Annotated in this window: 28 protein-coding genes; 3 read left to right on the top strand and 25 right to left on the bottom strand. The window is 63.5% G+C overall.

Going from position 1 to position 25346, the window contains the following annotated elements; all coding sequences use genetic code 11:
* Positions 1-77: 77 nt before the first annotated feature.
* The 13 genes from ACFOMH_RS16840 to ACFOMH_RS16780 form a co-directional block, all read right to left on the bottom strand.
* Positions 78-575, bottom strand: a complete 498-nt coding sequence (locus ACFOMH_RS16840) for an Hcp family type VI secretion system effector (protein WP_374427616.1) — start codon at positions 573-575, stop codon at positions 78-80.
* A gap of 38 nt (positions 576-613) precedes the next feature.
* A complete protein-coding gene (gene tssC / locus ACFOMH_RS16835; RefSeq protein WP_377745945.1) occupies positions 614-2104 on the bottom strand; it encodes a type VI secretion system contractile sheath large subunit in 1491 nt (496 codons plus the stop codon).
* On the bottom strand, positions 2104-2625 hold the full coding sequence (tssB, locus tag ACFOMH_RS16830; RefSeq protein ID WP_377745943.1) for a type VI secretion system contractile sheath small subunit: 522 nt from the start codon (positions 2623-2625) through the stop codon (positions 2104-2106). Before tssB ends, tssC begins: the two co-directional genes overlap by 1 nt.
* Before the next feature lie 65 nt (positions 2626-2690).
* Positions 2691-4022 carry a type VI secretion system protein TssA gene (locus ACFOMH_RS16825; RefSeq protein WP_377745941.1) on the bottom strand — a complete coding sequence of 444 codons (1332 nt, stop codon included), beginning with the start codon at positions 4020-4022 and terminating at the stop codon, positions 2691-2693.
* Positions 4023-4053: 31 nt separating this feature from the next.
* Positions 4054-5229, bottom strand: coding sequence for a type VI secretion system-associated FHA domain protein TagH (gene tagH, locus ACFOMH_RS16820; RefSeq protein ID WP_377745939.1), 1176 nt, complete (start codon positions 5227-5229; stop codon positions 4054-4056).
* 6 nt (positions 5230-5235) lie between these two features.
* Positions 5236-5775, bottom strand: coding sequence for a DUF6931 family protein (locus ACFOMH_RS16815; RefSeq protein ID WP_374427699.1), 540 nt, complete (start codon positions 5773-5775; stop codon positions 5236-5238).
* Between the two features lie 155 nt (positions 5776-5930).
* Entirely contained in the window at positions 5931-7103 is a 1173-nt protein-coding gene (gene repC / locus ACFOMH_RS16810; protein ID WP_377745936.1) for a plasmid replication protein RepC, read from the bottom strand.
* A gap of 189 nt (positions 7104-7292) precedes the next feature.
* Entirely contained in the window at positions 7293-8204 is a 912-nt protein-coding gene (gene repB, locus ACFOMH_RS16805; protein WP_377745935.1) for a plasmid partitioning protein RepB, read from the bottom strand.
* Positions 8204-9379, bottom strand: coding sequence for a plasmid partitioning protein RepA (repA, locus tag ACFOMH_RS16800; RefSeq protein ID WP_374427692.1), 1176 nt, complete (start codon positions 9377-9379; stop codon positions 8204-8206). The genes repB and repA overlap by 1 nt, the downstream gene beginning before the upstream one ends.
* Positions 9380-9551: 172 nt before the next feature.
* Positions 9552-9959, bottom strand: a complete 408-nt coding sequence (locus ACFOMH_RS16795; RefSeq protein WP_374427690.1) for a type II toxin-antitoxin system VapC family toxin — start codon at positions 9957-9959, stop codon at positions 9552-9554.
* A complete protein-coding gene (locus ACFOMH_RS16790; protein WP_374427688.1) occupies positions 9960-10202 on the bottom strand; it encodes a type II toxin-antitoxin system Phd/YefM family antitoxin in 243 nt (80 codons plus the stop codon). It abuts the gene before it with no gap.
* Between the two features lie 197 nt (positions 10203-10399).
* Positions 10400-11161, bottom strand: coding sequence for an HpcH/HpaI aldolase family protein (locus ACFOMH_RS16785; RefSeq protein ID WP_374427686.1), 762 nt, complete (start codon positions 11159-11161; stop codon positions 10400-10402).
* Between the two features lie 115 nt (positions 11162-11276).
* A complete protein-coding gene (locus tag ACFOMH_RS16780) occupies positions 11277-12725 on the bottom strand; it encodes an NCS1 family nucleobase:cation symporter-1 (RefSeq protein WP_374427684.1) in 1449 nt (482 codons plus the stop codon).
* A 195-nt stretch (positions 12726-12920) separates the two neighbouring features.
* On the opposite strand from ACFOMH_RS16780, the gene ACFOMH_RS16775 reads away from it, so the two are divergent.
* Both ACFOMH_RS16775 and ACFOMH_RS16770 read left to right on the top strand, forming a co-directional pair.
* The gene (locus ACFOMH_RS16775; protein WP_377745932.1) at positions 12921-13574 is read left to right on the top strand and encodes a GntR family transcriptional regulator; all 654 of its coding nucleotides are present in this window, start codon (positions 12921-12923) and stop codon (positions 13572-13574) included.
* A 129-nt stretch (positions 13575-13703) separates the two neighbouring features.
* On the top strand, positions 13704-14966 hold the full coding sequence (locus tag ACFOMH_RS16770) for an imelysin family protein (RefSeq protein ID WP_377745930.1): 1263 nt from the start codon (positions 13704-13706) through the stop codon (positions 14964-14966).
* 46 nt (positions 14967-15012) lie between these two features.
* Here ACFOMH_RS16770 and ACFOMH_RS16765 read toward each other — a convergent pair whose 3' ends face one another.
* The 12 genes from ACFOMH_RS16765 to ACFOMH_RS16710 all read right to left on the bottom strand — a co-directional run bounded on the left by ACFOMH_RS16765 (position 15013) and on the right by ACFOMH_RS16710 (position 24493).
* Positions 15013-15726 (bottom strand): peptidoglycan peptidase, encoded by a 714-nt coding sequence (locus ACFOMH_RS16765; RefSeq protein WP_377745928.1) that lies wholly within the window; start codon positions 15724-15726, stop codon positions 15013-15015.
* Positions 15727-15764: 38 nt separating this feature from the next.
* Positions 15765-16823, bottom strand: coding sequence for a DUF1513 domain-containing protein (locus ACFOMH_RS16760; protein WP_377745926.1), 1059 nt, complete (start codon positions 16821-16823; stop codon positions 15765-15767).
* A 1-nt stretch (position 16824) separates the two neighbouring features.
* Positions 16825-17823, bottom strand: a complete 999-nt coding sequence (locus tag ACFOMH_RS16755; protein WP_377745924.1) for an imelysin family protein — start codon at positions 17821-17823, stop codon at positions 16825-16827.
* A complete protein-coding gene (locus ACFOMH_RS16750) occupies positions 17823-19361 on the bottom strand; it encodes a di-heme oxidoreductase family protein (RefSeq protein WP_377745922.1) in 1539 nt (512 codons plus the stop codon). The genes ACFOMH_RS16755 and ACFOMH_RS16750 overlap by 1 nt, the downstream gene beginning before the upstream one ends.
* 83 nt (positions 19362-19444) lie before the next feature.
* The gene (locus ACFOMH_RS16745; protein ID WP_377745920.1) at positions 19445-20287 is read right to left on the bottom strand and encodes a metal ABC transporter permease; all 843 of its coding nucleotides are present in this window, start codon (positions 20285-20287) and stop codon (positions 19445-19447) included.
* Positions 20284-21180, bottom strand: a complete 897-nt coding sequence (locus tag ACFOMH_RS16740; protein WP_377745918.1) for a metal ABC transporter permease — start codon at positions 21178-21180, stop codon at positions 20284-20286. Before ACFOMH_RS16740 ends, ACFOMH_RS16745 begins: the two co-directional genes overlap by 4 nt.
* Complete coding sequence (locus ACFOMH_RS16735) at positions 21177-22079, bottom strand: manganese/iron ABC transporter ATP-binding protein (protein WP_377745915.1); 903 nt, start codon at positions 22077-22079, stop codon at positions 21177-21179. The genes ACFOMH_RS16740 and ACFOMH_RS16735 overlap by 4 nt, the downstream gene beginning before the upstream one ends.
* Positions 22076-23044, bottom strand: a complete 969-nt coding sequence (locus ACFOMH_RS16730; protein WP_377745913.1) for a metal ABC transporter substrate-binding protein — start codon at positions 23042-23044, stop codon at positions 22076-22078. The genes ACFOMH_RS16735 and ACFOMH_RS16730 overlap by 4 nt, the downstream gene beginning before the upstream one ends.
* Before the next feature lie 158 nt (positions 23045-23202).
* A complete protein-coding gene (locus tag ACFOMH_RS16725; protein ID WP_377745912.1) occupies positions 23203-23373 on the bottom strand; it encodes a hypothetical protein in 171 nt (56 codons plus the stop codon).
* Between the two features lie 40 nt (positions 23374-23413).
* On the bottom strand, positions 23414-23617 hold the full coding sequence (locus ACFOMH_RS16720; RefSeq protein WP_377745910.1) for a hypothetical protein: 204 nt from the start codon (positions 23615-23617) through the stop codon (positions 23414-23416).
* A 207-nt stretch (positions 23618-23824) separates the two neighbouring features.
* Entirely contained in the window at positions 23825-24187 is a 363-nt protein-coding gene (gene grxD, locus ACFOMH_RS16715) for a Grx4 family monothiol glutaredoxin (RefSeq protein WP_374427710.1), read from the bottom strand.
* A gap of 63 nt (positions 24188-24250) precedes the next feature.
* Entirely contained in the window at positions 24251-24493 is a 243-nt protein-coding gene (locus ACFOMH_RS16710; protein ID WP_374427657.1) for a BolA/IbaG family iron-sulfur metabolism protein, read from the bottom strand.
* 210 nt (positions 24494-24703) lie between these two features.
* On the opposite strand from ACFOMH_RS16710, the gene ACFOMH_RS16705 reads away from it, so the two are divergent.
* Positions 24704-25315, top strand: a complete 612-nt coding sequence (locus tag ACFOMH_RS16705) for a hypothetical protein (protein ID WP_377745908.1) — start codon at positions 24704-24706, stop codon at positions 25313-25315.
* Positions 25316-25346 lie beyond the last annotated feature (31 nt).

Below are 25346 nucleotides of genomic sequence, written 5' to 3'. Positions count from 1 at the left end.
GCGGGGCGTATGGCAGTCAAAGAAACAGGGCCAGCATGCGCCGACCCTGTTCCCGAACATCGTGAAGGAAACGCGGATTAGGCGTTCCATTCCTTGTTCTCGGCGACGTCCCAGCCCGCCAGGGTCTCGGCGCCGGCGGCACCGGTTTCTTCCTGAAGCGTGTAGGCGACTTCGAACTTGCGGAAGTTCAGGGTCAGCGTTTCCTGAACGCGATCCAGACCGTCCTTGGCACCACCAGTCGAATAGCTGGTGATCATGATGTTCTGCAGTTTGATACGGAAATATTCGACCGGAGCAGCACCACCCGACTTGCGGACAATCAGCTCGCCGCTTTCGATGTGCTCACCCGAAGTACAACGCTTGATCAGGTCGTTGGTGGCCAGGTCAACGTATTTGGTCAGGGTAATATCCTGAACGTTGACTTTGCCGCCGCCGCCACCGGAACCAACATGAGTGGTCCCCGACTGGGTCAGACCCCAATTCCAGGCAAGCACGTCGATTTCGTTGCGGTGGGTATCGTCCTGCGACTCCCCTTTGATGTTATTGGACAGTTTCAGAAAGATATCAACAGCCATTAGATTCGCTCCTTGACTACGGTAGACTTTTCAAAAAGTTACTTGCCCTTGGGCAGCTTGGATACGAGCGACATGCCTACATCCATGCCCTCGAGTTGGAAGTGGGGCTTCAAATAGAATTTGCCCATGTAGTACCCGGGATTTTCCTCGTCTTCCACCACTTCGACCTTGGCGCCAGCCAAGGGTTTCTTTGCCTTTTCACGCTCGGAAGCGCTTTCAGGATTCCCGGACACATACTTGTTAATCCAGGTTTGCAACTGTGTCTGCAATTGCAGGCGATCCGGGCTTTGCCCGATCTTGTCGCGCACCATACACTTCAAATAATGGCTGAAACGTGACACCGCGAAGATATAGGGCAGCCGCGAGGACATGTTGTCCGAGGCGGTTGCCTGATCGTCGACGTATTTTTTAGGCCGGTACAACGTTTGCGCACCGATGAATGCGGCCTTATCGGTGTGCTTGCGATGGATCAGACCAATCAGACCGGCCTTGGACAATTCTGCCTCACGGCGATCGGTGATCGACACTTCGGTCGGGCATTTCAGATCCTTGGACCCGTCACCCGTATCGAAATTATGGGTCGGCAGGTTCAGCACCTCGCCACCCGATTGCACGCCCCGGATTTGCACGGTCCAACCGTGTTCCTTATGCGCGCGGTTGATGTTCACGGCCATGGCGTGGGCCGCGTTCATCCAGGAATATTTCTTGCCCTCGTGGCCGTCGGTTTCTTCCTCGAAGTTGAATTCCTCAACCACCGAGTTCGAATTCTGGCCATAGGGTTCGCGCGCCAGAACGCGCGGCGCGACCAGTGCGACATAGCGCGAATTTTCGGAATCGCGCAGGCTGTTCCAGGCCGCGTAATCGGGCGTGTCAAAGATTTCCGACAGATCCGGGGGCGTCCCCAGCTCGGTCCAGTTGTCCATGCCCAGCAGTTCCGGCGCCGCGGCCGACAGGAACGGCGCATGTGCCGCCGCCGCAACCTTGGAAATGTCGCGCAACAGCGCCACATCGGCAGTGCCGTGATCGAAATAATAGTCGCCGATCAGCGCTCCGAAAGGCTTGCCGCCCAGAGTGCCGAATTCGGCCTCATAGACGCGCATGTTCAGCGGCGACTTGTCCCATTTCGCGCCCGGATAGCGCCGCATCATCTGTTGCAGCTCTTTCTTCGAGGCGTTCATCACCTTCACCCGCAGCGAGGCGTCGGTTTCCGAATTGTTGACCGTATAGGCCAGCCCCCGCCACGACGATTCCAGCTTTTGGAAATCCTCGTTGTGGATGACCTCGTTCAGCTGTTCGGTCAGCTTCTGGTCCAGCTTCGACAGCATCGCATCGATGGTGTCGATCACGTCCTCGGCGATCAGGCTTTCGTCATCCAGCGCCTCGCGCACCAGCGCGACGACGGCGTTGTCGACCTCTTTCGCGGCGATATCGGTGCGCGGCTTGATGGTCTGTTTCAGGATGTCCGAGAATTCGTCCAGTCCGGTAAGGGCACCGGCTTCGCTGGCGCGGGCCTGCGATTCTTGCGCCATCAGCTATCCTCTCCGTCAACGGATTTCTTGTCTTCGCGCTCAGCCAGCGCGGCCATCAGTTCGGGATCGTTCAGCAGCTTGCGGATCTGATCCTGCGCCTTGGGCTTGGAGTTCATATAGCGTTGCAGGTTGGCCAGATGCTGGCGCGCCTCAAGCAGCTTTTTCAACGCCGGAATCTGGCGGGCGACCGCAGCCGGGTTGAAATCATCCATGCTTTCGAATTTCAGCGTGACGCCCATGCGCCCATCGCCTTCGCCCAGCTTGTTCTCGACGTTGAACGAAACCCCGGGGGCGACGCTTTTCATATAGTCGTCCAGCGTCGCGGCGGTCACGTCGGCAAAGTCGCGCTCTTCCATTTCGGGCTTGTCGACCTCGGACGCATTGCCGGACAGGTCGGACATCACGCCCAGAACAAAGGGCAGCTCGACCATCTTTTCGGAATCGTAAGGGTCTTCGTAGGAAATATTCACCCGAGGCGGGCGGTTGCGTTTGATAAAATCGGTCGACTTGTCCGAAGCCATCAGGTCAATCCTCCACTGGGCAAGGCAAACTTATAACGGGCACTGAGTCAATTCCCTAACACAGATCAGCCTTGTCCGGGTTCCACTTGGGAAGCCAATAATTCAGCAACAATTGCGTCGAAGCGTTTGTCCAGCATTTCACGCGCTTTTGCAAGTAGCAAGGGCACCGGGCTGGCGGGCTCGAATGCAGAAAAATAACCCTCAACCCCAAGTAGTTGCGAGACAATGTCTGCACGTCTGCCAATAGAAGGCGGCGTGATCGGGGCGGGTGCGGGATCCCCCCCGCCCTGCCCGTCCAGACCGGACTGGGTCAGCGCCTTCAGCTTGTCCATCGACAGGATGAAGGGACTGCCCTGTCCGATGCGCAATTTCGCCCCGGGGGCCTGGGCCGGCATCAGCACCTCGATCGCCTCGACAAGCGGCTTTCCGACCAGCGCGCGCGCCTGTGCCACAAGCACAAGTGCCGGAGATGACGGCTCATTTCCCGCCAGCCAGCGCGCCACGGCATCAAGGGTCACCGCCGCCGTGGCGCGATCGGGAACGCGCTGCGCGGGCTTGGGCGCGGCGGCCGGAACGGCCTGTGCGTCGGATGACGGGGCGGGTTCTTCGGGGGCGGGATCGGGCTGCGGATCGATGGCCGTCGGTGACCATGGCTGAAGGTCCGGCCGGGCCTGGGCGATCATCGTCTGCATGTCGGTCAGTGCCGCGCGCAACGCGCCCAGATCCAGGGTAAGCGGCGTGTCGGGATGGCTGGCCGCCAGTTTCTGAATCCGGTGCAGCGCATCCGAGGCCCGGCTGAGCCGGTCCTGAACCACCGCCACCGCCTTATGATTCGCATCGACCCGCAGCGGCGACAGAATGTCCGTGCCGACCAGTTCGCGTTCCCCGGCGCGCGGCTCGGCCTTTCCAGTCGCGACCATATAGCGGCGCAGCGTCAGTTCGGAATTCGACAAGACCGGCAGATGCAAAAGCGGCATCACCACCGCCGGCTGACTGTTCAGCGAATCCATCGCGGCACGACGATCCGCCCCGCGCGGATGCACCTCATCGGGCCATTGCCCAAGGATCGCGGCCATGTCTTCAAGCGTGTCGGCAAAACCTTCCAGCTTGCCGGCAAGGATCTGGAACCGCGCGAGCAGGCTGACCAGCCGCAGATCGCGCGTCCGTTTCAACAGGCCGTGAATCGCCGCCGTCTCGGCCGCAAGATCGACCGAGCGCGGATCGAATTGCCGATCCTCGCGCCCGTCCGGGGCCAGTCCGGGGGTGAAATATCGTTCCGGCAGGCGCGATTCCGCCTCATAGTAATAGTCCAGAAAATCCGGGTCGTCCCGTTGCTCCAGATCGGGGCCGCAGGGCATTTCGGGGGTGATCGGCTCAAGCAGGTTGAACGCAGCCAAATCAATACCTCTTCAAATCAACGGGCCGCGATCAATCCGGCAGGCCGTCGCGATCATGCGCTTTTCGATAGGCCTGGGCAAACAGGCGGATGAATTCGTCCAGAATGCCGTTTTCGCTGGCTGTCTTGGCGTCCCAACGGGCAACGAAATCGTCCCAGCATTTGGATTTCTTGTTTCCAATCAGCTGGTTACCCTTTGCCTCGGCGTCGATCCGGCTGGGGTCCAGATCCTCAAGCAGGGCCAGAAGCGCGGGCTGCAATGCCGCAAACAGCGCGCTTTGGTGCCGCCGCAGATCCCAAAGCGCGGCATCGAACCCGTCCGCGCCGGTCAGAAAGCCCGCGCGCGGGCGCAGGAACAGCGCGTCCATGGCCTGTTCGGCATCGGGCAGAAACTTCAGCGGGTTGTTATCGGTGGCGCCGCGCATCGTGCGTTCGCCGGCCCGGGTGAAATGGCGGGCCGCCGCCCGATCCTGCAGGGCGGCCATGATATGGGTCGTGGTCGAGCGCAGCGATTGACCCAGCGCCCGGGCCAGTTCCTCGGTCGGGACATCCTTGGCATATTCGATCGAAAGTCCCGCCCCCTCGCAAAATGCGCGCAGGATCGCCGAGGGTTCATCCGGGTTGACAGCTGTCAACGCCGCCGGACTGACCGGGGGCACGGTCGCGACCGGGGCCTTTGGCGCGGGCGTCGGTGCCGCCTCGGGTTCAGGGGCTGTGAAGGGGACGAAGTCGCGCGAAAAGTCGGGACTGTGGCGCACGGCTTCGGCGGGATAGACATCGATCGGCTCATGCACCGCCCCCACCGCCCAAGGGTCGTCCGAAATCGGCTCGACCACGGGGCTGTCGACGCGATGCGCGGGCAACGAGCCGGGTGTCATCCCCCTGCCCTGTTGCAGATCGAACAGCGCCACGATCACATATTGCCCGACCTGAAATCGGTCGCCATGGGCAAGCGGATGCGGCCCGTCCAGCCGGTGGCGATGGCCTTGAAGAAAGGTGCCATTGGTCGACCGGTCAAGCAGGCTCCATTTGCCGCCATCGAAGCTGACATCGAAATGATGCCCCGAGATATAGCGACTGGCATCGGGCAAAACCCAATCCATCCCCGAGCGGCGTCCGACCTGGATCCCCGTTTCCGGGACCAGAATGCTGACCGGTCCGCCATCGTCCAGTACATGAAAATTTTCAATTTGCAGCGTCAGGGTCATGTCACATCAATAGGCGCGGAAAAGCGCCTCGGCCATATCGAGGAAACGGGCAAGGTAGAATGAGCGGCGCGACAGTTCGGCCCGCGCCAGACAGGACAGAACCGCACTGTTCAACGCCACCGGCGTCTTGTGCGGCGGGGATCGTTCGGGATCGTTGGGCGCGGGCCCACCGGTCGACCAGCCAACCCCAAGCGCCAACAGAACCGAGGGGCTGCGGTTCGGCGCCCAAAGTGCCTCTCGCATGATTTCGTGGCGTTGCCGCGTGGTCGGATCGGCCAGCCAATTCGCGATCAGCTGCATCATCTGGCGTTCCTGCGGTTGCAGATGATCCGCCATCAGGCGCAGGCATTCATAGCCCCATCCGGCGGCCGCGCTTGGCAGGGCGGCAAAGGCGGTAAAGGTCACCGCCTCTTCGGGCGTGGTCGAGGCGCGCAGCCGGGCCAGAAAGCCCAACCCGTTTTCATCCGGGCGGGGGCGCAGTTTGACCAGATCGCCAAGCTGGGGAATGGTGATGAAAAGCTCTGACGGTTCGGCATCTCGCAGCATGCGCCGCGGCGGTCGTGTCGTTTCGTCATCTGGAGTCGCGTTCATTCTGATATCGCTTCGCCTCAATGAATGCCGTGATCGTTATGCCCGGAATATGAAATTCCTAGCGGAAAGGTGCAACACGAAGTTCAGTCGGTTGACAGCTGTCAACAAAGTCAACCGGGACAGGTCCGTTCCGCCCGCAGCAACGCCTGAACCATCCGCGCCGCAGAGAACTGTCCGCGCCGCGCCCGATGCGACAAATTGCGCAGATAGCCGCCCGGATTGGCGATGCGGCCAACGCTTTGCAGCATGCAGGCTAGCGTGATCGCCGCCGGTTCGGGGCCCATGATGCGACAGGCATCGTGCCATGTTTCTTCGCCAATACCCAACATCGGACGCAGGCGATGCGCCGTATCCAACAGATCGCGTGGCGTGCGGATTTCACCCGGTGCATAATCCGCCAGATCGGGCGCGGCTTTCAGCACAAGCCCAAGCGGGATCCGCGTTGCGGGATCGGTCGCTGGCTTTGCCTTGTCTCGCGCATCTTCTGTGCAGGATTCAGATTCATGAGAGTCTGGGATTGAATTCTGTAGGTGCCGCTCATTTTGGCTGTCATTGGCGCTTGTTTGCGTTGTTTCGGGCGGGATCAAATCTGTGATCCGCGTCACCAGGTCAAAGGCCGCGCGCTGCATGCGTTCCAGATGCGTCGCATCCAGTTTGCGCCGCAGATGTCGTTGCATCAACGTCAGCGCCTCGGTTAGCTGGTCCCAGCAGGCGCTGATCTGATTGCGTCCCCAAGCGATAAGCTTCATCGCGTCACGCAGATGAATGGTGATGCTGGTCCGCAGGTCGCGCATCCGGGCCTGGGTGTTCCGCGCGGTATCGGCATGGGCTGCGATCTCGCCGGCCTGAACCAGCAGCGGCCGCAGGTCAAAGCCAAAGGCCCGCGCCAACTGTCCCGAGGCACCGCGCGTCGCATAGCGTTTGCCGTTCGGGCTGTCGCGGCGCAGGATCAGACCGGCCTTGATCAGCGCCGCCAGATGTCGCCGCAGCGTGCTTTCGGGCATGCCATGCGTCCGCGCCGAAAGACTTGCGTTCGAGGGAAAGACGATCAGCTGCGCGTCGTCGGTCAGCTCGGCCCGGGGATGGAACGAGATCAGCGCGGCCAGAACCGCCAGATCGCGATCGCTGACACCATAGGCGCCGCGCGCCGCGGTCAGATCCCGCAGCAGCGCCCATTTGTCGGCGCGATCCTGCGGGGCAGGGGCCTCGGCCAATGCGCGCGCCGCCAATAGGCCAGCCGTCACCGGTTGCCGCCCAAAGGGCGTCATTGAAATATGCTTCATCCTGTCATCACGAGGTAAAAAACCTTCGTTCGCCCGCAAGGACGCTGTTGACAGCTGTCAACCTTAGCCGCTATCTTCGAGGTGCTAGATCGAGAAACGGCCCTTCGGGATGTATGTCCTGGGGGGCTTTTCTTTTGGCTCTACCTGTTCGTGCCTCCTTTGCTTGTGCTCTGCCTCATCCTTCCCGCCTTACTGGTCTGAATTGCGCCAGTCGCGGTGAAGCTCGGTCATGTGATCGACCAGCCAATCGGCAAAGGCACGTCCTTCGCCGGATAGTTCGATCACGGTTTTTCCCTTTGTTTTCCGTGCCTGGCCCAGGATATCGCCATCTTCGCCATGCAAGATGCGCGGGGTCAGGGGCGCGGGCTTGGGCGCGGTCATCGCCGCCAGCACGGCCACGAAGCGGGCGTCTGAATCCTCGCCCCGGGCGGCGGCGACAAGCTCGTCCGGGCTGCGTCCGGCGGATTTCTCGGCCAAGGACAACCAGCGGTCGCGCCCCGCCGATGGCGCCGCGCCGATGGCCCGGATCACCGCTTCGGGAATGGCGTCGGTCACGCTGAGCATGCGCGAGATCACCGTCTTGTCGATGGAAAGCGCGTCGCAAATCACCTTGCGCTCATAGCCGCCGCGCACCATCTGGGCGGCGAAATTCGCCTTTTCGATAAAGCTCAGATCCTTGCGGGCGGTGTTTTCCTGACCCTGGGCGATGACCAGCTCGCGATCCGACAGGTCGCGGATCATGGCCTTGACCGGCTGATCCAGCTCGCGCAGCGCCTGTACCCGGCGGCGCCCGAACACGATTTCATAACGGCTGTCGTCGCCAGGCTTTTGCCGCAGCAGCACCGGAACCTGCTGACCATATTCGCGGATCGACGCTTTCAGTGCCTCGATCCCGGTGCGGTCCTCGTCCAGACGGTCGCGGATGCCGGCATCGTCGATGGCGGCGGCGGGCACCTCGGTCAGCGACCGCGATTTCAAATCGGCGATGGACCGGCTGACCGCGCCAATGGCGCCGCGCGCATAGCGGGGCAGGGGGGCCGCATCCTCGCGCGCGGGGGGATCGCCGCTCATCAGGCCTTTCAACAGGTCCTTGCGTGCCATCAGCGCCCCCATGCGGCCTGAATCAGGCCCTCGATCTCGCCATTGACGGCGTTCAGACTTTCGATCGCGCGTTCATAGGTGGCGCGGGTGAATTGCGATTTCTCGACCTCGTAAAGCGTCTGCTTGGTGATCCCGGCATCCGAAATCGCGGTCGATTTCAGCATCGGATGGTTCAGCACATTCTCGCCAAAGAGCGAGCGCATGAAACTGACCATCTGGTTTTGCGGGCCGTCGCCCGGCTCGTACCGGGTCACGACATAGCGCATCCAGTCATAGGACATATTGCCGCCGGCATCCGCGACCACCCCCAGAAGGTTCGAGGTCATCAGCAAGAACTGGCACATCGACATCACGTCCAGCATCTGGGGATGCACAGTGACCAGGATCGCGGTCGCCGCCGACAGCGCCGACATGGTCAGAAAGCCTAGCTGCGGCGGACAGTCGATGACGACGACATCGTAATCGCCCTCGACCTCGGCCAGACGGTCGCCGATGCGGGTAAAGAACACCTCGCCCGTGCGCGCCAAAAGGGCGCGCGGGGTTTCATGTTCAAATTCCATCAGGTCAAGATTGCCGGGAATCAGGTCCAGATTGGTGAAATAGGTCTCTTGGATCACATTGCGCAGCGGCACCGGATCGTCATAGCGGATCGCGTCGTAAAGCGTGCCGCCATCCAGCAGGTCGAATTCCGGCTGAAACCCGTGCAGCGCCGAAAGGCTGGCCTGCGGGTCAAGATCGATGGCCAGCACGCGATAGCCGTCCAGCGCCATCTTCTGGGCCAGATGCGCGGCGGTCGTGGTCTTGCCCGAGCCGCCCTTGAAATTGATCACGGTGATGACCTGAAGGTGGTCGCCCTCGCGCCGGCCGGGTAGATAGGTGCCGGGCGATTTCGCGCCTTTTTCCAACAGGTTGCGAAGATCCTGAATATCCGAGGGCGTGTAATATCGCCGCCCGCCCGCCCGTGTTTCCGGGCTGGGTCCGCGCCCTTCCAGATCCAGCTTGCGCAGATAGGCATCCTTGACGCCCAAGAGTTCGGCGACTTCGCCGCTGGTGAACTTGCGCAATTGCCGCTTGGCATTGGGCGGAAAAAGCTGGGCGCGATGCGCTTGCAGCCGTTCGGAAAGCGCCAGGGCATGATCGCCCACCAGCTTGTCGATGCGTGTCTTTTGCCGCATTCTGCCCCTCGGATCGTCGCGGCCTCGCTTCGATTGTTACGCTTTTGGCCGTCTTATTCTGTTCGTTCCGTAAGTAAATGCCCGCAAAGCCCGATTCTCGCAAGTATTTTCTGGCAGCGCACCCAGATATGGGTGTTTGCGCAACGCCTGCCACAAGCGTGTTGCGCCGGGTTTACCGGAACGGATCCTCGATCCGGCAGCCGGTCGGCTGAAAATCGGCGACATTTCCCGTCACCACGGTGGCATCCTGCGCCAATGCGGTGGCGGCAATCAAAAGATCGGCGCCGGCATGGCCGATCCGTGCCGACAGCCGGCCCCAGATCCGCGCCTCATCCGGGCCAAAGGGCAAAAGCCGGTCCGAAAACAGTGTCACGGTCCGGTTCAGCCAATCGCGAAGATCCCGCGCAAAGGGTGGGTTCTGTTGTTCCTGCCGGGTGATGCCACGCTCGATCTCGCCCAGGGTGACGACGGAAAGATACAGCATTTCCTCGCGCTGGCGCGCAAGCCAGGCCAGCACGGCGGGACTGCGTTCGGGACGCCGCAGTGCCGACAGGACATTGGTGTCCAGAATCAGCATCATTCAAAAGGTCACGTCGCGCGCCGCCACCTTGGCGCGCTCGACATCCTCGGCGGGAAAGCTCAACAGATGCTCGACAAAGGAACCGCGCCTTGCCTCGGCCGCGTCGCGCATGCGGGCATATTCGGCGGCCGACAGCACCACCACCGCCGGCTTGCCCCGGCGCGAGACCTCTTGCGGTTGCCCGGCAAGGGCCGCATCAACCACGGCAGAGAAACGGTTCTTGGCGTCTTGCAGCGTCCACATCGGGCTTTTCCTGTCCAGCTATCTGGCTAGATAGCAAATCCAGAGCGGATTTTCAACCCGGCACTGGCAAGGAATCCCGCCGCATCGGGTGAAAACAGACCATGAATCCGCCCGCAGCCCGGTGATCCGCATTATCGCATATTCCTGCGGATAAAACGCGGCGGCCCGTTCATTCACCGGGCCCGTCGCAAAACCGTCTAGGCGCCGTCGCGGGTCCGGGCGGCGGCGCGGGCGCCCGCGATCATCAAGGCGATGTCGCTTGGCCCGACCACCAGCCGATAGCCCAGCCGATCCAGATCGGCCCAGTCGCGCCCCGGTCCGGTGATGGTGCCCAGCCACCGCCCGCCGGCTTTGGCGGCGGTTTCGACCCGGGCGATGGCCTCTTGCACGGGCGGCGCCGTCAGCTGTTCCAAAAGCCCCATCGATCCGGCCAGGTCGTTCGGCCCGATGAACAGCATGTCGACACCGTCCACCCCGACCATGGCCTGAACCTGATCGACGGCGGCGATATGTTCGCATTGCAGGATCAGCAAAAGCTCGTCCGTCGCCGCGCCGGTCCCGTAGCCGGGCGTTACGCCATAGCGCGATCCGCGCACCACCGGCGCCGCATATCCGCGCCGGCCCTGTCCGGGATAACGACAGGCGCCGACGATGGCGGCGGCCTCATCCGCCGAATTGACCATCGGCACGATGATGGACCGGAACCCCCGGTCCAGCACCCGCTTGAGCAGGCTGTCCGACCCGTCCGGCACGCGCAGGATGACCTGCCCCCCGGCGGCCTCGGCGGCGCGGGCGGTGGCGACCCAATCCTCCAGCGTGCCGATGCCATGCTCGCCGTCGATCACGATGATGTCCCAGCCGTGGCGCACCATGATTTCGGCCACATCCGGGCTGGCCAGTCCGACCCAGGCGGCCTTGAGCGTTTCACCGGCGCGCAGGCGCTGTTTCAGGGGGTTCATGCCATGCTCTCCTTGGCGGTGATTCCGTGGGATGGGTTCAGTAGATGGTATACCATCCCGGAATGCAAACGGCCCCGCCATTGCGGGGCCGCAGATCCGTCCGGGGCAGGGGGCGTCAGGTGGTCTGCGCCTGCTTTGCACCGCGCATCAGCATGATATGGAACATGCCGCCCAGCAGCGCGCCGATCACCCAGCCAAAGCCCGACAGGCTGGCCAGCGCCGGCACCCAGACCGTCGCCACCGAAAACACGGCGGCAATTCCAAAGGCCATGATCGCCTTTTTGTTCCAACCGTCGTCATAATAATACGGGCCGGCGGGATCGGCGCTGAACAGCGCCTCAAGGTCGATCTTCTGGCGGCGCACGAGATAGTAGTCGGCGACAAGGATGCCATAAAGCGGCGCCAGCACCGCGCCCAGCGTATCGACAAAGGACGCGATCCCCACATTCGAAATGAAGGACACCCAAAGCGCGCCGATGAAAAAAGCGATGCCCGCGGTGATCAGCCCGCCCGTCCGCGCCGAGATGCGGTCGGGGGCAAGGTTGGCGATGTCATAGGCCGGGGGAATGAAGTTCGCGACCAGATTGATGCCGACCGTCGCCGCGAAAAAGGTGATCGCCGCGACCAGCGTCAACAGGGTGTTGTCGACCCGCGCCACGATATCGGCCGGGTTGACCAGCTTTTCGCCGAACAGCACCACCGTGCCCGCCGTCACGAACAGCGCGATGAACGAAAACAGCGCGATCGAGACCGGAAGCCCCCAGAAATTGCCGCGCCGCATCGCGCCTTCATCGCTTACGAAACGCGAGAAGTCGCCGAAATTGATCACCACGGCGGCGAAATAGGCGATCATCGTGCCCATGACGGTGACAAAGCCAAGGAAGGGGCCGCGCGGATCGGTCGCCTCGGATCCCTCGAAGATAGAGCCGAGCGCGGCAAAGATGCCGTTCCCCGCCTTCCACCAGATCATCAGCATCAGCGCGATCATCACCGCATAAACGAAAGGCCCGGCCCAGTTCAGGAAGCGCCCGACCCATTCGATGCCCATCATGAACAGCCCGACCTGAAAGATGCAGACGATGATATAGGACAGCCAGTCGACGCCGGTCATGCCCAGAAAGCCGGTACCGCCCGGCTCGATCCCCAGAAGCGTGTTCAGCAAAAGCGCGACGGCGGTCGAGGCGAAATAGGTCTGCACCCCGTACCAGAAAATGGCGACGATCCCGCGCACCAGCGCCGGGAACCGCGCCCCGTAAACCCCCATCGAGGCCCGCGCCATCACCGGATAAGGCACGCCATAGCGGACCGAGGGCCGCCCCGTCAGGTTCACCAGAACCATCACGAAAAAGCCCGCAAGCACGATGGCGGCGAACACCGCCCAGCCGTTCAGCCCATAGGTGATGAACAGCGATGCCGCCAGCGAATAGCCGAACAGGCTTTGGATATCATTGTTCCAGACGTTGAATATCTCGAACGCGCCCCATTGCCGCTTGTCTGCGGGAATGGGGGCAAGGTCCTCGTTGTAAAGCGCGCCGTCCCGCGCGCCATTGGGGGAATGTGCCATCGGCAAACCTCGTTCTGTTGGGTTGGGGCCGATCCGCCATCGCCTTGACCGTTCCGGCCTTCTGGTCTTTCATCTAAAATGTTAGTAGGGATGTTTATTAACCGCATACTCGTAATTTCAGAAAACACCTTATCCAATTTCTTGAAAATGCCCATGCCGGCTGTGGTGTCAGATACGGGAAAGGAAAGGATTGCCATGCCCGAAAGCAAGCTGCTCAACACCCAGGCACAGCTGTCGCTGACCGAGGCATTGCGGCGCGGCGATCTGCGCTCGGGACAGTTTCTGTCGATGCCGCAGCTGGTCGGCATTCTGGGCTATCCGCTGGCCGCCGTGCGCGAGGCGGTGCGCCATGCCGGTGCCTCGGGCTGGTTGAATATCATCCCCAAGCGCGGCGTTCAGGTGCTTGAGGCCCACCCCGAAACCATTCGCGACACGCTGGACGCGCGCATGGTTCTGGATCAGGAAGGCGCGCGGCGGCGCATCGCCTCGGGCGCGCTGGACGGGTTGGCGGTGCTGCGCGACAGTCACCGGGTCATGCTGGCCGAGGCCGCCGCGCCGGACGGGGCGGCGGACCTGTCATCGCGTGCCATCGGTGTCGATCTTTCGCTGCATGACTATCTGGCCGGCGGGCTGGACAATCCTTTCCTGCGCGCCGCCTATGAGGCGAACCGCGTCCGCATGGCGATATTCCAACGCGTGCGGCCGTTCGTTCAGGAACGGATCAAATCCGCCATGCAGGAACATCTGGCGATCATCGACGCGCTGGAACGCCGCGACAGCGCCGCCGCGGTCGCCGCCGTCGCCTATCATTGCGACCGGACGCGGCATTGGTGGGGTGTCGCCGCCTGATCCGGGTTCCGGCACGAGATCATTGACAAATCTTATTCCGACAATAATGCTCGGCCATCTTTTGGCGGGCGGGTCGGCGCGATATGGCGGCGACGGCTCGCCCCGCATCCTGGACCCACGAGGCATTCGATGAAACCGACCCTGACCGCCGCCCTGCTAGGTGCGACCCTGCTTGCCAGCCCCGCAATCGCCCTTGATCAGGCCGAGGTCGTCAAGACCTATGCCGACCTCGCCGCCGCCGGTTACGGCGACAGCCTGACCACCGCGCAGGCCTTGCAAGGGGCGGTCGACGCGTTGATCGCGACCCCGTCCGAGGCGACCCTGACCGCCGCGCGCGAGGCATGGAAAGCCGCCCGCGTGCCCTATCAACAGACCGAGGTCTTTCGTTTCGGCAACCCCATCGTCGACGATTGGGAAGGGCGGGTGAATTCCTGGCCGCTGGACGAGGGGCTGATCGATTATGTCGACAGCGGCGCCTATGGCGGCCCGTCCGAGGAAAACCCGCTTTCCACCCTGAACGTGATCGCGACCCCGAAATTCAGCATTGGCGCGACCGAGGTTGACGCGACGACCATCACCCCCGACACCATCCGCACCCTGCACGAGGCCGACGGGATCGAGGCGAATGTCGCCTCGGGCTATCACGCCATCGAATTCATGCTCTGGGGTCAGGATCTGAACGGCACCGGCCCGGGCGCCGGTGCACGCCCCTTTACCGATTACATTCAGGGCGAGGGCTGCACCGGCGGCAATTGCGACCGCCGCGCCGCCTATCTGAAGTCCGCGACCGACCTGCTTGTTACCGATTTGCAGGAAATGGCGGCGAACTGGGCCGAAGGCGGTGCCGCGCGCGCGGCGGTGACGGCCGACCCGGCCAAGGGCGTTCAGGCGATGCTGACCGGCATGGGCAGCCTGTCCTATGGCGAACAGGCGGGTGAGCGGATGAAGCTGGGCCTGATGCTGAACGACCCCGAGGAAGAGCATGACTGTTTCTCGGACAATACCCAGAACAGCCATTATTACGACGGTTTGGGCATTCGGAACGTCTATCTCGGCAGCTATGCCCGGCCCGATGGCTCGGTCGTGTCCGGCCCTTCGCTGTCGCAATTGGTGGCATCGGTCGCGCCCGAGGTGGACGCACAGCTGAAATCCGAACTGGATGACAGCGTGGCCAAGCTGGCGGCGCTGAAGGCGCGGGCCGATGGCGGCATGGCCTATGACCAGATGCTTGCCCCCGGCAATGCCGAAGGCGAGGCGCTGATCATGGGCGCGGTCAATGCATTGGTCACGCAGACCGCCTCGATCCAGCGGGCGGTGACGGCGCTGAACGGGGCCGAGATCGAATTCGAAGGTTCGGATTCGCTCGATAACCCGGACGCGGTGTTCCAGTAAGGGCCGGCTTCGCGCGGGGCCGGGGTCGGATACCGTCCCCGGCCCCTCAACGCGCCCGCCGGGGCCTGGGGAAAACCTGTTCCAGGGCCCCGGATGCAATCAGGCTGTCGGTCGTGACGATGGCCTGATCGCGCAGATTATAGGTCCAGCAATCGTCGAATGTCGGTTCATAGCGGCAATAGCGATGCGCCCCAAGCAGCTTGCGGAACGCGGGATCCATGTCCCCGGGCGCGTCGATCAGATCGCGCAGCCGCAGCGGCTTTCCCGGCACGATGCCCGCATTCAGGGCGCTTTGATAGGCCAGCTCCGCATTGTAGAATTTGCCGTCGCCCAGCATGAATTCGGTATCGAAGGGCTGGCCATAGGTGATGAACAAGGCGAACCGCACCATCGGCCCGGGCCACATCTGTGCGTCGGGACGGTCGTCCGGGGTCAGATCGCGCAGGCGATAGACGGCGTATTCGTCGGGGGAAAGACCCTCGATATGTTCATAAAGCATCACCTCGGTCACGCCGTCGGATTGGTCGACAAAGGCCACGCGCGGGCCGCCGCTGCTGGGCCGTAAAATGCCGACCGACGCCCATTTCAGGCCGAAACTGCGCCGCATCGCGTCGTCTATCGCATTGACGCCGTTGCGAAATATCAGGTCCCCGGGCCGCCAGTCCCAGGCCGCTTCGGCCATGCTGGCCGCATAGGCTGCGTCGGGTTGCGGCGCGGTTGCATCGTCCTGTGGGTTCTGGGCCGCGACGGGTGCAGCCAAGAACAGGGCCGCCACGGTTGCGCAACCCATCCCGCGCATCACAATGCGACCAGATGATTGTCCCAAGCCAGATCAAAGCGTTGCAGCGGCGCCAGGCCGTCGCTGTCGATGCGGCTGACGGCGCCGGTGCCGTCGGTCACCATCAATCCGTCGCCCAGCGGCGCCACGCCCGAAACATCGGCGCGCCGGATCGCCCGCTCAAACCCACCCTGCGCGTCAAAGACATGCACCACCCCGCCCGGGGGCGAGGTCAGCGCGATCCGCGCGCCAGCCCATGCGATCGAGCCGGCATAACCCTTCATCGCCCAGGCCTCGGCCTCGTCGGGGGGACACAGCCGCGCGGCCGCGCCACGCTTGTGCAGACCCAAAAGCGGCACCGGCTCGGCCGGATCCCCTTCCCATTGCATGGCAAAGGCCGTGGCGCCATCCGGGCCAAGCGCAAGATGGCGGATCGACAGCTGGCGATATTCGGGGGCGAGTTCGACCACCTCATCCAGCGCGCCCTCGGGCGACAGATAGGCCAGATTGGGGCGCATGGTCGCAAGGTTCAGCTTGGTGCGGTCGGCGGGATCGGTCTGGATGCCGCCATTGGCGACCACCAGCCCGCCATCCGGCAGGCGGCGCAATTCATGCGGGCCAATGCCGCCGGTGGGCAGATCGGTGATGCGGGCATAATTCCCGGCGGCATCCCAGATGCCCAGCCGGCCCTCGCTGGTTTCGGCCACGACCTCGGATGTGTAAAGCCGCGCGCCATCCGCCGAGAACGCGCCATGACCGTTGAACTGCCGGCCCTCGGGTGGGCTGAGGCGATGCGCGATCCCGCCCCGGGCACAGTCGATGACCAGCGCGAAGGTGCCGGGACGGCGGGCAAAGGCCACCGCTTCGGGGCGGGTCGGATGGGCGGCGGCGGCATGCCCGCGTGCGGGCAGGGGGACGTGAAACCGCGCCGCGCCATCCGCGCCCAGCCCGTACAAGACGAAATCCTCGCCCTGCCGGGCGGCGGCCAGAAAGGCGGGGTCGCCCGCATCGGCCCAGCTAAGCCGCGGCACCGTCAGTGCCGCCGCCAATGTCGCGATAAAGCCGCGCCGCGTCGCCATCCTAATCCCCGTCGGCCGAGTTAAAGCCGATCTCGACCCCAAGCGCCTTGCCGACCTCGGTCTCGGCGGTGTCCTGGGCGGTCTGGACGCGTTGACGCAGGTTTTCGGCCCGGACGTATTTCTGTGGCTCCGAGAGGCCGGCCAGCGCCGGATCGTCCAGCCCGCCCGCCGCCGCCAGCGCAAGATCGACATCCGCCCGCGTCCTTGGTGTATCGCCGGCCAGCACGGTCGCGAAATCCATCAGCGCCTGCAATGAAAGCTCGATATTGCGGACCGAGCGCCCCGAGGCGCGGGCCTCGGCCCGTTCCGGGCGCGGCCGGTCGAATGTGCCAAGGGGCCGGCCCAGCCGCTGATCCGCGACGAATTCGAACCCGGCCATCAGCTGGGTATAAAGCGCCTGCCGGGCCTCGGTGTCCGAAAGAAAGGTGGTATTGCCGGGCTGGCCCGAGCTCAGCAAGGTCTGGGCATAGCCATCGCGCCAGCCCGCATCGATTTCCGCCGCCATCCGGGCCAGATCGGCGGCCGTGGCCCGGATCAGGGCACAAGAATAATCGTCCGCCCCTTTGCCCTCGGGCGGCGCGGCGGGGTAAAGCAGCCGCTCAAGCCCGAAAAGACCGCGCAGCGCGACAGAGGTCTGGGCGAATTTCGCCGGATCGTTCACCACCGGATCCTGCGCGGCCAGCATCTGGCGTTGCTGGCGGGCGCCGATGCCCTTGGGATCGGGCCAGAAGGCGATGGCAAGGTTGCGCCCCTGTTCCTCGCCCGGTCCGAGATGCAGGAAACCGACCCGCAGCCAGGCGTCAAAGGTGGCATTCCAGGCCGGGCGCAGAATCTCGGGATCGCAGCTTGTCGCGGCCTTGTCGGCCAATTGCTGCGCGGCCACGCGAAAGCCGGCCAGATCGGGCAGGATCCAGTCATTGACGGTCTGGGCGACATCCGCCCGCGCCGCGCCCACGCCAAGCCCAAGCATCAGGATAAGCGCGAAAAATTTCAAGATCATCAAAGACTTCCGATGAATTCAAGCAAGGCGTCGCGATCCTCTTTGGTCATGCCGGCAAAGCTGTCGCGGGCGCCTTGCGCCTCGCCGCCATGCCACAGGATCGCCTCGGTCACGTTACGCGCGCGCCCGTCGTGAAGCAACTCGCCATGGCCGGAAACCGTTTGCGTCAGCCCGATCCCCCAAAGCGGCGCGGTGCGCCATTCGCTGCCCGAGGCGCGGCCCTCGGGGCGGTTGTCGGCCAGCCCCGGCCCCAGATCGTGCAGCAAAAGATCGCTATAGGGCCAGATCAGCTGAAAGCTCTGTTCGGGGCGATCCTTCAGCCGGTGAGTGACGAATTTCGGCACATGACAGGCGGGACAGCCGGCCTGATAGAACAGCTCCTTGCCGCGCAGCACCTGCGGATCATCGACGCGGCGGCGTTCCGGCACCGCCAGATTGCGGGCATAAAAGGTCACCAGATCAAGGCTGGCGCGGTCCACCTCAAGCCCGTCGCGGATATCGGGTTCCTGTCCGATGGCCTGGGCGCGGCAATCGCCTTGTGCCGCAGTGCATTCGCCATGCGGGTCGGGATGCAGGGGCGTCGAAAGGCCCATATCGCCCGAAAACGCCGCCGCCGATTGTTCCCTGATCGTCGGCGCGCCGCCCTTAAGCCCGAACCGGCCCAGCATCGGCACCCCGAATTCGACCGAGGGCACGATGCTCGGCCGCCCGGAAATGCCGTCGCCATTGGCGTCATCCGGGTCGGCATGGGCCAGAATATCGGCCGCCGGGATCGCCTCAAGCAGGCCCAGCCCGATCATCTGGGGCGCGATGCGGGGCGACAGCATGACCTGCGGATCCAGCGGGCCAAAGCCGGGATCCGCAACCGAATAGCCGGGCTTGCGCAGGGTGACCATGCTGCCATCGCCCAGCGTCACCGGCACATCCTCATAGGTGATGACCATGCGCCCCTCGGGGGACAGGCCGTTGGCGGCGAAATCCTGCAACTGGCCGCCATAGGTCGGCTCGGGCGTGGTGGCCAGCCAGTCGGCGATGCCCTCGGGCGCGGTGCCACCCGGGACCGACAGGCGCAGGAACATCGATACCGCAGGTTCGTCCGGGGCCGGAACATGGCCGCGCCCGTCCTTGAGGTGGCAATCCTGACAGGCGCGTGCATTGTAAAGCGGACCCAGCCCATCCGAGGCCTTGGTCGATGACGGCGCCGCGACCCAGCTTTTGCGAAACAGCCCGTTGCCGAGCTTGAAGTCCATTTCCCGCGCAAAGGGCATATTGGCCGAGGACAGCGAAAAGGCATCCGCCGTATCGCGCGCCCGCACCGTGGTCGCGCCGCCGGGCTTTGTCTCGAATTTCTCGGGGGCGGAAAACCCGGTCGCGGGGGCGGTGACGGCGCTGACGCGGGCCTGATCCTTGGCCGTGCGGGGCAGGGCCGGCAGGTGGCGGTCATCCAGCGCGGGCGGATCGTCGCCCGCCATCGCCGGCAATATGTTCAAAAGCGCGAAACAGGCCGCAAGGCCCAGTCGGGGAATCGGGTTGGTCATGATGGGCCCGTGATCGTTCCCGACTTTATTACTCTGGTTCTTTGGCCCGGCCAAGCGGCTGCGCAGGGGTGGGACAAGCTGTCTCAGCCGGGTTCCGCGATGGCATTTGCGCGGCGGATCTGGCGGGTGCGGCGCAGAAAGGCCATCACAAAGATCGCGGTCAGGATCAACACGATGGTCGCCGCGGGCGAGCTGTCCAGAAAAAAGCTGAGATAGACCCCGCCCAGCGTCGAGGTCAGACAGGCCAGCACCGCGACCACCAGCATCCGGCCAAAACTGCGCACCAAAAGGAACGCGATCGCCCCCGGCCCGATCAGCAACCCGATCGCCAGAATCAGCCCCGTCGCGGTCAGCGTCGCCACGATGCTCAGCGACAGCGCCGTCAGCAGGCCGTAATGCAAAAAGCCCACCGCCAGCCCCGAGGCGCGCGCCTGTGCGGGATCAAAGGCATAAAGCATCAGGTCGCGCCATTTCAGCAAAAGCCCGGCCGAGACGATCAGTCCGATCAGACCCGCGGTCCACAGATCCTGTGCCCCCACCCCCAAAAGGTTGCCAAACAGGATATGATCCAGATGCATGTCCGAGGTGATGACGGAAAACATCACCATGCCCAACCCGAACATGCCCGAAAAGACCACGCCCATGACCGTGTCCTGTTTGACGCGGCTGTTTTCGGCCAGAAATCCCGTGGCCAGCGTGGTGATCATGCCCGCGCCGAACGCCCCCAGGATCAGCGGAAAGCCCAGGATATAGGCCAGCACGATCCCCGGCAGCACCGCATGGCTGACCGCGTCGCCCATCAGCGCCCAACCCTTCAGCACCAGAAAACAGGACAAGAGCGCCGTCGGCACGGCGATGATCGCCGCCATCAGGAACGCGTCCCACATGAACGGGAAACGGAACGGCAAGAGCAGGGTTTCGGTCATGGCGCGGCCCCGGTCCCGGTGTTGGTGCCAGTATTGGTGCGGGGGCTGCGCAGGGCCTCGGCGGCCTTGCGGCGGCTGGCCAACAGCCCGTGCTTGGGCGCCCAGACAAAGGCCGCCAGAAAGATCAGCGTCTGCAACACGACGATGATGCCCCCGGTCGCGCCGCTGAGGAAAAAGCTGATATAGGCGCCGACAAAGCTGGTCACCGCGCCAATCGCGACCGATGCGACGATCAGGCGCGGAAAACGGTCGAACAGCAGATAGGCGGTCGCGCCCGGCGTCACCACCATGGCGATGACCAGAAATGCGCCGACCGTCTGCATCGCCGCGACCACACAGGCCGATAACAGCACAAAGAACACCGCTTTCAGCAGGGCCGGCCGCAGCCCGATGGATCGGGCATGGCTTTCGTCGAAGAACACCACCATCAGATCCTTCCACTTGGCCAGCAGCACGATCAGCGAGACCACGCCAATGATGGCCAGCTGCATCGTGTCCTCGGGGGTGATGGTCAGGATATTGCCCATGATGATGGTGTTGACCGAAATCGACATCGGATTGACCGAAACCATGAACAGCCCCAGCCCGAAGAACGAGGTGAAGATCAGCCCGATCACCACATCGACCTTGAGCCCCGAGCGTTCGGACAGAAACAGCATCGCCCCCGCCGCCAGCCCGCCGGCGATGAAAGCGCCAAGCGCGAAGGGCAGGCCCAGCATATAGGCCCCGGCCACGCCCGGCACGACCGAATGCGACAGCGCATCCCCGATCAGCGACCAGCCCTTGAGCATCAGATAGGCCGACAGGAATGCGCAGACCCCGCCCACCAAAGCGGCCACCGACATCGCGCTGACCATGTAGCCATAGCTGAACGGATCAAGAAGCACGCTCATTCCCGGTCCTCGCGCGCCAGATCTTCGCGGATATGGGTGCGGTCGTCATATTGAACCAGCGGGCGTTCATCATCGCTTATGATGGTGATGCGGCGCGGGTCGTCATCGTCATGCAGCGCCTGTCCGCCCAGCGTGAAATGGCGCAGCACGCCGCCAAACGCGGCCTCGAGGTTCTTGCGGGTAAAGGTGGTTTCCGTCGGGCCGTAGGCCAGCACCGTGCCCTTGACCAGCACCACCCGGTCACAGAATTCCGGCACCGAACCCAGGTTGTGGGTCGAAACCAGCATCACCCGCCCCTCGGCCCGCAATTCACCCAAAAGCGCGACGATCTGTTCCTCGGTCTTGACGTCGACCCCGGTGAACGGCTCATCCAACAGGATGACCCGGCCGTCCTGGGCCAGCGCGCGGGCAAGGAAAACCCGCTTTTTCTGGCCGCCCGACAATTCACCGATCTGGCGCAGGCGGTAATCCTGCATGCCGACGCGGGCCAGCGCGGTCTCGACCGCGGCGTGATCGGCCGGGGCGGGGCGGCGCAGGAAACCCATATGGCCATAGCGTCCCATCATCACCACGTCCTCGACCAGCACCGGGAATGTCCAATCCACCTCCTCGGATTGCGGGACATAGGCGACAAGGTTGCGCCTCAGCGCCTCGCGCACGGTCATGCCCAAAAGGCGGATCTCGCCCCGGGCGACGGGGACAAAGCCCATGATCGCCTTGAACAGCGTCGATTTGCCGGCGCCGTTCACGCCGACCAGCGCGGTCACGGTGCCGCGCGGGATCTGGAAACTGGCATGGTTCAGCGCGGTCATGCCGTTGCGATAGGTCACGGTCACATCGCGGGCCAGAATGCCGCCAGCGGGATCGTCCTGAACGGGCAGGGGGGTGGTCGGGGTCATTTGGTGGCCTTTCGGTCGGCGGCGGTCAGCCCTTTTTCCAGCCCCTCGGCCACGGTCTGCGTGGTGACGCGCAACAGGTCCAGATAGGTCGGCACCGGACCGTCGGCTTGCGAAAGGCTGTCGACATATAGCACGCCGCCGTAAAGCGCCCCGGTCTCGCGCGCGATCTGGCGGGCCGGGGCCGGGTTCACCGTGCTTTCGCAAAATGCGGCGGGGATATCATGCTGGCGGATGCCGTCGATCACGGCGCGGATCTGTTGCGGTGTGCCCATGCGGTCGGCATTGATCGGCCAAAGATACAGCTCTTTCATCCCGAAATCGCGCGCCAGATAGCTGAAAGCCCCCTCGCAGGTCACCAGCCAGCGGCGATCCTGCGGGATGCGGGCAATCCGGGCACGCAGCGGTTCAAGCGTATCTTGCAGCCGCTTTTTATAGGCGGCGGCATTCGCGGCATAGGTTTCGGCATGGGCGGGGTCACGGCTCGACAGCGCATGGGCGATATTGTCGATATAGATTGCGGCATTTTCCACGCCCATCCAGGCATGGGGGTTCGATTTCCCCTCATAGGCGCCGGCAGCGATGGGGATCGGGGTGATGCCTTCGCTCACCGTGACCGAGGGCACGTCGCCCAGATTGTCGAGAAACTGTTTGAACCACAGTTCCAGATTCAGCCCGTTCCACAGGATCAGATCGGCGTCCATCGCGCCGACCAGATCGCGCGGGGTCGGCTCATAGCCGTGGATTTCCGCCCCCGGCTTGGTGATCGAGACGACATCCGCCGCGTCGCCCGCGACATTGCGCGCCATGTCGGCCAGCACGGTAAAGGTGGTCACGACCTTCATGCGGCCATCGCCGCCAAAGCCCGCGCCCGGCGTCCCCGGCGCCGCGTCATCGGCCATGGCCGGGCCACCGAACAGCGCCGCAAGGCCAAGCATGGCCAGTATCCGCCACGGGGTCACAGACATTGCGAAACCTTTCCTTTCCGGTGGTCGCGTTCGCATGTAAATGCAACTCATTCGCAACTGTCAAGAGGTGTGAGGGGCGCCGCAAATGACGGGCGTGAACGCGACAAAGCCCCGGCGCATCGGGCCGGGGCTTTGCGATCGTGGCGCGTCACGCGGGTCTAGCCTTGCTGCCGGGCAGGGCGCTTTCGCGCCACCATCCCGACCAGCCGCAACACGATGACGTAAAAGACGGCGACCAGGAAAATCCCGATCACGGCCGATGCCGCGACACCGCCCAGCACGCCCGGCGATCCGCGTGCGGGCGGCGTGGGAACGGGGCCGGTATCCATCGCGCGCGGGCGTGCCCCATCTCGGGCGGGCAACGCCACCTTAGTGCGCCGGGGGGACGGGCCGGGTTCGGGGGTCCGGGCGATGCTCTGCCCCCGGTTCCGCGCGCAGCAGACGCTCAAGCTGTTCGGGCGTCAGCTCGGCGCGCAGCGCGGGCTGACCTGCCCGTTGCGCCTGAACGGCGGCGGGGGCGGTCACGGCGCCCAATGTCGCGGCAACCAGCGCGGTCATTGCGAATCGGTTCATCTGATTCACCTTTCCAAGGTTTCGATGACCCTTGGCTAGGCGATGCGGATGTCACCCGAAGGTCCCGCGCGTAACAAGTTTTTTCCCCGGCGCGGCGATTTGCAAACAACGGTTTCCGGTGCCCTGCCGGCAAAATGCGGGCAAAGAAAAAGCCCCGCGCGATGCGGGGCCTTGTCGGAAAGGGTTCAGGTGCCGATGCGGCGGCGATCAGGCATTCGCCTCGCGGATCTTGTCGGCGGCCTCTTTGTCATAGGCGATCCCGGCCTTGTCAAAGAGCTGATCCAGCTCGCCCGAAAGGGTCATCTCGGTCACGATGTCACAGCCGCCCACGAATTCGCCCTTGACGTAAAGCTGGGGAATGGTGGGCCAGTCCGAGAAATCCTTGATGCCCTGACGGATCTCGGCATCGGCCAGAACGTTCACATCGCGATAGCCGACATTCATGTAATTCAGCACGCCTGCGACGCGGCTGGAAAACCCGCATTGCGGCATTTCCTTGGTGCCCTTCATGAACAGCACGACGTCATTGCCGTCGATAACATCCTGAATTTGCTGGCGGGTATCGGTCATCTGGGTCATTTCCTTGCCTTTCGCGCCCATGCATCGGCGCTGCGATTTCGTTTCGGGATCGCCTCAGTCGGGCGCCTTTGTGGTCAGGGCCAGCGCATGCAATTCGCCGGCGGGACCGTCCATCTTGCCGCGCAGCGCGGCATAGACCGCGCGTTGCTGTTCGACCCGGTTCTTGCCGCGAAAGCTTTCGTCGATCACCTCGGCCGCATAGTGATTGCCGTCGCCGGCCAGATCCGTGATGGTGACCGCCGCGTTCGGGAACGCGCTGCGGATCAGGGCTTCGATGTCATGGGCTTCCATGGCCATGGCGGGTCCTTTCCTTGTTATCCAAGATTTAGGTCAAGGCCACGCCACCCGCAAGGTCGCGTGGCGAAGGCGCCCCCCGCCGCGCGTTTAATCAACGCGCAATCAAGGTGAATAAAATCCTAAAGACTCATTTGTGGATTCTTGGACCGGCCTGCGTAATTTCGGCCTCACAGGAAATGTGGAGAGCGCATCATGTTATTAAATGGTTCCGTGCTGGGATCGCTGTTCGGATGGGTCGGTTCGGCCCTGAATCAACAGAACTCCCAGATCAACAATGCCAACAGCAACACCAACAACACCGACGACCAGACCGTCACCGAAAACAAGCCCAGCAATTCGGTCAGCGGTGCAACGGAAACCGCCGACAGCGGCGGTGCCAAGTTCGATTTCTCGTCGGCGGTCAGCGCGGCGGTCAGTAACGCCGCCAGCACGACGGGCAACACCGTCGGCAGCGTGGTCGGCGCTGCGGCAAACGGTACGTATGATTCGGGTGCTTCGGGCAGCAATACCAGCGCCGCCCCGTCGCAGGCTGAAGACGACAGCATGCTGAGTGCGTATTTCTATGCCGCGAAATGGGCCAAGTCGATTCAGACCCAGGTCGCCGAAGAAGTGCCCACCGATCCCGATGCCGGCAAAAAGGTGAACTTCGCCACCGAGCCTTATCGTCACGACGTGGTGGCGCAATACTTCTCGGAACAGACCGTACAGTTCGGCGGCAAGAAGCTGGCGAGCATCGGATCCAACGGTGTGCTGACGCTGGGCGATGCCAGCCAGGCCACCAACAACCCCTATCAGGCGCAGAAATCTCTTGGCTCTTTCTAAGCGACCTGATCTGAAAATGCCAAACGGCCGC

The organism is Paracoccus mangrovi, assembly GCF_042648425.1.
GTDB lineage: Bacteria > Pseudomonadota > Alphaproteobacteria > Rhodobacterales > Rhodobacteraceae > Paracoccus > Paracoccus mangrovi.
Note: the sequence above shows the minus strand (reverse complement) of the source record. Positions and strands in the feature narration are given on the sequence as shown.

Coding starts and splice junctions, on each gene's coding strand:
- ACFOMH_RS16840 (WP_374427616.1), bottom strand. CDS start 575: ATGGCTGTTGATATCTTTCTGAAACTGTCCAATAACATCAAAGGGGAG.
- tssC (WP_377745945.1), bottom strand. CDS start 2,104: ATGGCGCAAGAATCGCAGGCCCGCGCCAGCGAAGCCGGTGCCCTTACC.
- tssB (WP_377745943.1), bottom strand. CDS start 2,625: ATGGCTTCGGACAAGTCGACCGATTTTATCAAACGCAACCGCCCGCCT.
- tagH (WP_377745939.1), bottom strand. CDS start 5,229: ATGACCCTGACGCTGCAAATTGAAAATTTTCATGTACTGGACGATGGC.
- ACFOMH_RS16815 (WP_374427699.1), bottom strand. CDS start 5,775: ATGCTGCGAGATGCCGAACCGTCAGAGCTTTTCATCACCATTCCCCAG.
- repC (WP_377745936.1), bottom strand. CDS start 7,103: ATGAAGCATATTTCAATGACGCCCTTTGGGCGGCAACCGGTGACGGCT.
- repB (WP_377745935.1), bottom strand. CDS start 8,204: ATGGCACGCAAGGACCTGTTGAAAGGCCTGATGAGCGGCGATCCCCCC.
- repA (WP_374427692.1), bottom strand. CDS start 9,379: ATGCGGCAAAAGACACGCATCGACAAGCTGGTGGGCGATCATGCCCTG.
- ACFOMH_RS16795 (WP_374427690.1), bottom strand. CDS start 9,959: ATGATGCTGATTCTGGACACCAATGTCCTGTCGGCACTGCGGCGTCCC.
- ACFOMH_RS16790 (WP_374427688.1), bottom strand. CDS start 10,202: ATGTGGACGCTGCAAGACGCCAAGAACCGTTTCTCTGCCGTGGTTGAT.
- ACFOMH_RS16785 (WP_374427686.1), bottom strand. CDS start 11,161: ATGAACCCCCTGAAACAGCGCCTGCGCGCCGGTGAAACGCTCAAGGCC.
- ACFOMH_RS16780 (WP_374427684.1), bottom strand. CDS start 12,725: ATGGCACATTCCCCCAATGGCGCGCGGGACGGCGCGCTTTACAACGAG.
- ACFOMH_RS16775 (WP_377745932.1), top strand. CDS start 12,921: ATGCCCGAAAGCAAGCTGCTCAACACCCAGGCACAGCTGTCGCTGACC.
- ACFOMH_RS16770 (WP_377745930.1), top strand. CDS start 13,704: ATGAAACCGACCCTGACCGCCGCCCTGCTAGGTGCGACCCTGCTTGCC.
- ACFOMH_RS16760 (WP_377745926.1), bottom strand. CDS start 16,823: ATGGCGACGCGGCGCGGCTTTATCGCGACATTGGCGGCGGCACTGACG.
- ACFOMH_RS16755 (WP_377745924.1), bottom strand. CDS start 17,823: ATGATCTTGAAATTTTTCGCGCTTATCCTGATGCTTGGGCTTGGCGTG.
- ACFOMH_RS16750 (WP_377745922.1), bottom strand. CDS start 19,361: ATGACCAACCCGATTCCCCGACTGGGCCTTGCGGCCTGTTTCGCGCTT.
- ACFOMH_RS16745 (WP_377745920.1), bottom strand. CDS start 20,287: ATGACCGAAACCCTGCTCTTGCCGTTCCGTTTCCCGTTCATGTGGGAC.
- ACFOMH_RS16740 (WP_377745918.1), bottom strand. CDS start 21,180: ATGAGCGTGCTTCTTGATCCGTTCAGCTATGGCTACATGGTCAGCGCG.
- ACFOMH_RS16735 (WP_377745915.1), bottom strand. CDS start 22,079: ATGACCCCGACCACCCCCCTGCCCGTTCAGGACGATCCCGCTGGCGGC.
- ACFOMH_RS16730 (WP_377745913.1), bottom strand. CDS start 23,044: ATGTCTGTGACCCCGTGGCGGATACTGGCCATGCTTGGCCTTGCGGCG.
- ACFOMH_RS16725 (WP_377745912.1), bottom strand. CDS start 23,373: ATGGATACCGGCCCCGTTCCCACGCCGCCCGCACGCGGATCGCCGGGC.
- ACFOMH_RS16720 (WP_377745910.1), bottom strand. CDS start 23,617: ATGAACCGATTCGCAATGACCGCGCTGGTTGCCGCGACATTGGGCGCC.
- grxD (WP_374427710.1), bottom strand. CDS start 24,187: ATGACCGATACCCGCCAGCAAATTCAGGATGTTATCGACGGCAATGAC.
- ACFOMH_RS16710 (WP_374427657.1), bottom strand. CDS start 24,493: ATGGCCATGGAAGCCCATGACATCGAAGCCCTGATCCGCAGCGCGTTC.